The following is a 7,219-nucleotide window of genomic DNA, read 5'->3' as shown; positions in this document are numbered from 1 at the left end:
GATGTGGTGTCTTTAAAGTTACTAAAAAGCAAACATATCTACAACTTTTAATAGGATTAAGAAAGAAGAAGACAGTTGAAATAAAAAAGAGATTACCACCAAATTTGACGAAGAACCGAGATTTGTCTTTTTTATTTCTCATTTCTCATAAAATCTAGATAATGAGTTTATAATCAGTAATATATAGTATGAGAAATGCTTTCTATGCAGGCATTTCTCATACTTTTTACAGATATTTTAACTAAAAAACGGCTATTTCTCATTCGTTTTTCAATGATTTCTCATACATCTGCCCTGTATTCGTCCTGCATTTCTCATACATTTCTCATGATGATTGCATAGACGATGGTTGCTGATCTTATTTACATTGAAAACAGATGAAAGGTACTTATCATTCAAACAACCCTATGCCGGCATGTTTTTCATTCGTTATCGTCCAGTTATTGATAGAGCATCTCCATCGTTCCACTAGAGTGACGAGGGGTGTTCACTAGAGTGCATAGATTCGTTCACTGGAGTGAAAAGACTTGTCTACTGGAGTGGAACGATTGAGATGTCAGTCAGATAATCCGGGCATGTCGGTTGGAAAACATGAAGAGATAGGTTATATCATACATAAACTATAGCTTTAATACATTCAATATATGAATAAACTAATCACAATCTCCTCTGCACTTCTTACAGCTGCTGCTGTAAAAGCGCAAACGCCCAATATCGTATTTATATTGGCGGATGATTTGGGTTATGGAGACATCTCGGCCTTTAATCCCGAATCTAAAATCCATACTCCTAACATTGACAAACTGGCCGAGCACGGGATTGCCTTTACGGATGCCCATGCTTCTTCCGCTTTATCCACTCCTTCCAGATATTCTCTTCTGACTGGAAGGTATCCGTGGCGAACCAAGCTGAAACGAGGTGGTCTTGATGGCGATTCGCCTGCAATGATTGATCCTGAACGTCGCACAATCGCGCAAATGTTTTCAGCGAATGGCTATAATACCGCTTGTATCGGTAAATGGCACTTAGGTTGGGACTGGGGATATACGAACAATGGCAGAAGCATGAAAGATATAGATTTCTCGCTTCCGATCAAGAACGGACCCACCGACAGAGGATTTGATTACTATTTCGGCATACCCGCTTCATTGGATATTTCTCCCTATGTTTATGTGGAAAATAACAAAGCCACCTCTATCCCCGATCATGTGATAGAACCCCAGAAAAAGAATCTGGCATTACTGATGCACGGAGGAATGGCAGGAGCCGATTTCAAGCCGGAAGAATGTTTTCCCAACATCATTCGTCATAGCCTGAACTATATCAATGAGCAGAAAGACAGCAAGAAACCATTCTTTTTATATTTGCCTATTACTGCTCCTCACACCCCTATATTGCCTTCGAAAGAGTTTCAGGGCAAAACCAGTATCGGTCCTTATGGCGATTTCGTAGTCATGATAGACGACATGGTGCGCCAAATCGTAAAAACATTGAAGAAGAATAAACAACTGGATAATACCATCATTGTCTTTGCTTCGGATAATGGGTGTGCCGGTTATATCGGCGTGAAAGATATGGAAAAGAAAGGACATTTTCCTAGTTACATCTACAGAGGCTACAAAAGCGATATTTACGAAGGCGGACACAGAATTCCCCTTATTGTCTCCTGGAAAGGAAAATATGGGAAAGAGACAAATAACTCTCTAGTCTCATTGGTAGACTTTTATGCCACTTTTGCCCAAATGCTTAACCACAATTTGGAGACAGAAGAAGCTGTTGACAGTTACAGTATGTGGCCGATATTGAGTAAGAAAGGTGCTTCTGCGCGTAAGGACTTGGTGCACGAAGCGGGAGAGGGGTATTTGTCTTTGCGTACTTCCCAACTGAAATTGGTGTTCTATGGAGGTTCGGGTGGCTTTTCCTATCCTGTCAAACCCTCCGATGTAGAAAAATTCCCTCCGATGCAATTGTTTGATATCGTGAAAGATCCTTCGGAAAAAGAAAACATTATCAGTGATAAACGTTATGAAAATGAGGTGAAAGAGATGAAGCGGGTTATGAAGCAATATGTAGAGAATGGCCGTTCTACTCCTGGTGAAAAAGTATCGAATGATACGAAGAATAGTTGGAATCAGGTAAAGAACTTCATGCAGGAAGAATAAGCATTTCTGAAAAAATAAAAAAACAGCACCCTGAATAGACGTCAGAGGTGCTGTTTTAGTTTCAACAAGGAAAAGAGTATTATTCTATTTATTATTTATTCAGAGAGTTACAGATCTGTTGGTTGATTTCTCTGACTTTAGCTTCATTCATCTTGATAACTTTACGGTCATAAGTCATCAGACCGTTGATTTCACCTTCTACGTCTGTTGTCTGGGTATATACGGCAGCAGAGAATCCTTTCTGGATCAATTCCAACAGATGTTTGCCATATTTAATGTATTCGTTCGTTACTTCGTCCGATGTATTGAACTTCACATAACCCCAGTTTTTCTTGTCATTCACCCAAGTGTTTCCTTCTACTACCAAACCGATACCTCCATATTCACCCAATACGGTAGCGCGTCTCGGATCGTAAAGGAACATGTTCGGGCCCGGATAGTGGTGAAGGTCGAGAATATCGCCACAAGTATAGTGATTACCACCGCTGGCAGGATTCACCAGGCGGCTAGGATCGTATTCTTTAGTCCATGCTACGATTTCCGGAGTCTTGAATTGTCCCCATGCTTCATTGAAAGGAACCCATACGGCGATACTCGGATAAGAATACAGACAGTCGATGATTTCTTTCCATTCTTTGCGGTAGTTAGCTTCCGAAGCAGCGGAACGAATCACTTCTCTGCCGTTAAAGTAGTTGCGTGCTTGCCACTGTGGGCTAGGACCACCGTTCGGCATATCTTGCCATACGATCAATCCTAATTGGTCGCAATGAGTGTACCAACGTGCAGGTTCTACTTTGACGTGCTTACGTACCATGTTGTAGCCGAAGTCTTTCGTCTTCTTCAAGTCATAAACCAATGCTTCGTCTGTCGGTGCAGTATACAAACCGTCAGGCCACCATCCCTGGTCGAGCGGGCCGAACTGGAAATAGTCTTTGTTGTTCAATTGCAGGCGAGTGATGCCATTCTGACCTTTGCGGATAGAATATTTACGCATAGCTGTATAACTCTTTACCTGGTCTATTGCTTTTCCGTCCTTATACAGAGTCACTTCCATGTTGTAGAGGAAAGGAGAGTCCGGAGACCACAGTTTAGCATTAGCAGGCATTGCCAGTTCAACAGGTACTCCGTTCAACGCTGCGCCTTTGGCTACAAGGTTCTTGCCATCGAATACTTTTACTTCCACTTTATCTGCAGAAGTTGTATTGGCGGCAACTTCTACCTTAACAGAATTATTGTCAATATCAGGAGTAGTTTTCAGATTAGTGATGTATTGTGGTGCTACCGGTTCCAACCACACTGTTTGCCAGATACCTGTAACCGGAGTGTACCAAATGCCATGAGGATTTGCTATTTGTTTTCCTCTGGGTTGTTCGCCACGATCTGAAGGGTCCCATACTTTTACTACCAAGTCATTATTTCCTTTATTAAGTACAGAAGTAATATCGAAATAGAAAGGAGTAAATCCGCCTGTGTGTTCGCCTACTTTTACATCATTCACCCAAACTTCTGCTTTCCAGTCTACTGCTCCGAAATGCAACAGGATTTGTTTACCACGCCAGGCAGAAGGAACGTCAAAAGTGCGTTGGTACCACAACTCCTCTTTCTCGTTTATCATTTTACCTACGCCTGATAAAGACGATTCTACGGCAAAAGGAACAAGAATATCGCCTTGGTAAGCAGCAGGCGTAGGATCACCTTTCTTTGTGATTGCATATTTCCAAAGCCCGTTCAGGTTTTTCCAGTCGTTGCGTTCCATGATAGGACGCGGATATTCCGGCAATACGTTTTTAGGGTCAAGCTGTTCTCCCCACGATGTTTTGATTTTGTCACCGGCAGGTTTCCATTGAGCAAAAGTCGAACCGCATAAAGCCAATGCAAGCAGCATTGTTAGAAAATTCTTTTTCATGTTCATGGTATAAAAATATAGTTAGTTATTAGATATAAATTCTTTAAAAGGATATTGCAAAGAAAGGGGAATTAAAAGAGAATAAAGGAAATTTGCCGTTCAAAAAACAATAAATTCTCTTCTTTTTGATCAAATAAAGAGCTTTTTTGCTAATAAAATGGACTATTGACTAATTTTTGTCCTTTATTGAATGGCTATTTTCGTAACTTATCGGAAAGATTGCCGAACTTTGGGTGTGAGTAATTCATACACTTCTTGTTACTAACTTATTACGATATTATGTTATGAATAGAAAAGTTTTATTCTCAATCTCTGCTGTTTCCGGTATGATAAATATCATCCCAATGTCGGCACAAACACCCAAACCCAATGTTGTTATCATCATGACCGACCAACAGCGAGCTGATTTGTGTGGTCGCGAAGGTTTTCCGATGGCTGTGACTCCTTTTGCCGATTCGTTGGCATTGAGTAATGTGTGGTTTGATAAAGCGTATACGGTAGCTCCTGCTAGTATGCCTGCGCGTTGTTCCATGTTTACAGGACGTTATCCGACTGCTACGCATGTCCGTACGAACCACAACACTCCCGACATGTATTATAAGAAAGATATGCTCGAAGTGTTTAAGGAACAAAGATATAAAACTGCGTTAGTAGGTAAGAACCATGCGCATGTGAAAGGGAAAGATTTTGATTATTGTGAGGAATATTTTCATTGGGGAAAGAATCAGCGTGATACACAAGAAGATAAGGACTTTGCATATTTTCTGAATAATAAAGCGAGAGGACAATATTTAGAACCTACTCCTTTCCCGGCAGAAGCGCAGAACCCGGTGAAGATTGTCACTAAAGCCTTAGCTTGGGCGAAACTGCAAAAAGATTCAGCATTCTTTATGTGGGTTTCAATGCCTGAACCGCATAATCCATATCAGATATCAGAGCCTTATTTCTCGATGTTTTCTCCGGAAAAGATACCGGCAACCTTGACTAGCCGGAAAGATTTATCTAAAAAAGGAAATAAGTATGAGATTTTGGCGGAATTGGAAGATACAGCCTGCCCGAACCTGGCAGAAGATCTTCCTCGTTTGCGTGGAAATTATTTAGGAATGCTTCGCCTGATAGATGATCAGACCAAACGTCTGATTGAAGGATTCAAAGCTGCCGGACTTTATGAAAATACCATTTTTGTAATCCTGTCAGATCACGGAGATTATTGTGGGGAATATGGCTTGATTCGTAAAGGTGCGGGAGTGCCTGAATGTCTCACCCGTATTCCAATGATCTGGGCAGGATGCGATATTCATCCGCAAAATGCTCCAATGGATGCACATGTTTCTATTGCTGATATCTTTCCCACCATTTGTACGGCTATCGGTGCAGATATACCTATCGGAGTGCAGGGACGCAGTTTATGGCCGATGCTGACTGGTAAGTCATATCCCCAAAAAGAGTTTTCAAGCATTATGGTGCAGCAAGGTTTCGGTGGTGAAGATTTTACTCGGGATGAACCGTTGACATTTGTTAAAGAGGGGGCTTTGCAACCCAATAAAATAGCTCACTTTGACGAACTGAATACCTGGACACAAAGCGGAACTGAACGTATGGTTCGCAAAGATGACTGGAAACTGGTACTTGACAATTATGGCCGTGGTGAATTGTATAACTTAAAAGCCGATCCTTCCGAGATTAATAACCTTTATAATAAAAAGAAATATGCCTCCAAACAAATAGAATTGCTGGAAGAATTGATGACTTGGGAACTCCGTGTACAAGACCCATTGCCCGTGCCAAGAAATCGTTATCATTTTAAGCGGAATCCATATAACTATCATTTTGAAGATAAAAAATAGAACTGAATAACTAGAACTACTGTATCAGTGAGATTCTTTTGTTATTCAAAAAATAGTCATCGACATGGGAGGATTAAAACGTTCATACCTTGGACCTGAAAGTACAAAATGTAATTAGTCTAATTGATTGGAGAACCAGATGGCTTTGCCATGGGTTCTCCTTCTTTTTGTGGTATTCCCAGTATAGGCATCCCATCTTTGTCCCACTCTATTTTTTGTAAGCGGGGAGTACGTGAGTCCATTGCACCCGGAGCATCATTCGGTATCTGACGGGCATGATAAAGCATATAACATTCCTTTCCATCCGGTGAAGAGACGAAAGAACTGCCGCCGGGGCCAAAAACTTCATTCTCCGGTTCCTGCTGAAATACGGGTGTCGGATGTTTCTTCCAGGAAGCAGGGTCCAACAGGTTGGCATTGGCGTCTGCTGTTAGCAATCCTACACAATAATAGGGAGTCCAGCTACCGCTGGCGGAATAAAAAATGCATACTTTATCTTTATTCTTCGGCTGGAAGAAATGAGGTGCTTCGTTCACATGGATCGGATAGGCTGTTTTGCTGCCATCGGGATTCACCCATTGACACTCCCATTCATATTCAGGTTTGGAAATCAGAACTCTGTCGGAAGAAAGAGTCCACGGATTTTCCATCGAAGCGATGTAAATACATTGTGTCTCGCTGTCAATTCTTCGTTTTTGCCATCCGCACCAAATCATGTAACGCTGTCCGTTGTGTTCGAAAGTACTCGCATGAATTGCCCAGTTGTTATCTTTGTCGGTCGGTATGCGCCCTTTCATGACAAACTTACCCTCTGTAGGAATATCAGCCTCGTTTTCAATCACATAAATCTGGTGATTGTCCATATTACCATCGTCTGCTGCGAAGTAAATATACCATTTGTTGTTGATGCGATGCATTTCGGGGGCCCATAAGTGATGGGAATTGCTTGGATCGGTTGGTATCCATACCGGCTTTCTAAGACTGTCATTCAAATTTGTAATATCACTGGTCTCCCAGAGCATGATTCTGCTTTCAGAGCCTTGCGTATAATAATATTTCCCTTTATAAAAAACAGCCCATGGCTCTGCTCCTCTTTCACGTAGCGGATTTGTATAAGTAGCTCCTGTTACGGCTTCCTTTTCCGGCTCTGTTTTCTTCTTGGGTTGACAGGATGCACAAATAATGACTAAAAGTACGGCTAGTAATAACAATCTGCTTTTCATGGTATTTTTCATCTAATAATGACACTGCAAAGAAAGCACAAAATCCTGATAAATCATCTTTTTTTTGCAGATTGGTTAGTA

At 41.4% G+C, this 7,219-nt stretch carries 4 protein-coding genes and 1 pseudogene; 3 read left to right on the top strand and 2 right to left on the bottom strand.

Features of this window, described 5'->3' with window-relative positions; translation table 11 throughout:
- Positions 1-644: 644 nt before the first annotated feature.
- Positions 645-2,162, top strand: coding sequence for a sulfatase family protein (locus N5O98_RS20340; RefSeq protein ID WP_118161511.1), 1,518 nt, complete (start codon positions 645-647; stop codon positions 2,160-2,162).
- A 91-nt stretch (positions 2,163-2,253) separates the two neighbouring features.
- Here N5O98_RS20340 and N5O98_RS20335 read toward each other — a convergent pair whose 3' ends face one another.
- Positions 2,254-4,068 carry a glycoside hydrolase family 2 protein gene (locus N5O98_RS20335; protein ID WP_118161517.1) on the bottom strand — a complete coding sequence of 605 codons (1,815 nt, stop codon included), beginning with the start codon at positions 4,066-4,068 and terminating at the stop codon, positions 2,254-2,256.
- 284 nt (positions 4,069-4,352) lie between these two features.
- Between N5O98_RS20335 and N5O98_RS20330 the strand changes: the two genes are divergently transcribed.
- Together N5O98_RS20330 and N5O98_RS27615 are read left to right on the top strand one after the other, a co-directional pair.
- A complete protein-coding gene (locus N5O98_RS20330; RefSeq protein ID WP_118161510.1) occupies positions 4,353-5,915 on the top strand; it encodes a sulfatase family protein in 1,563 nt (520 codons plus the stop codon).
- A 40-nt stretch (positions 5,916-5,955) separates the two neighbouring features.
- A pseudogene (locus N5O98_RS27615) lies at positions 5,956-6,033 on the top strand (hypothetical protein); the annotation flags it as partial.
- A 1-nt stretch (position 6,034) separates the two neighbouring features.
- On the opposite strand, the gene N5O98_RS20325 reads toward N5O98_RS27615, so the two are convergent.
- Positions 6,035-7,138 carry a glycoside hydrolase family 43 protein gene (locus N5O98_RS20325; protein WP_118161509.1) on the bottom strand — a complete coding sequence of 368 codons (1,104 nt, stop codon included), beginning with the start codon at positions 7,136-7,138 and terminating at the stop codon, positions 6,035-6,037.
- Between the last annotated feature and the right edge of the window lie 81 nt (positions 7,139-7,219).

The sequence above is a fragment of the Bacteroides sp. LFL-34 genome, from assembly GCF_027257075.1.
Taxonomy (GTDB): Bacteria; Bacteroidota; Bacteroidia; order Bacteroidales; family Bacteroidaceae; genus Bacteroides; species Bacteroides ovatus.
This window is presented reverse-complemented; position numbering and strand designations above follow the sequence as displayed.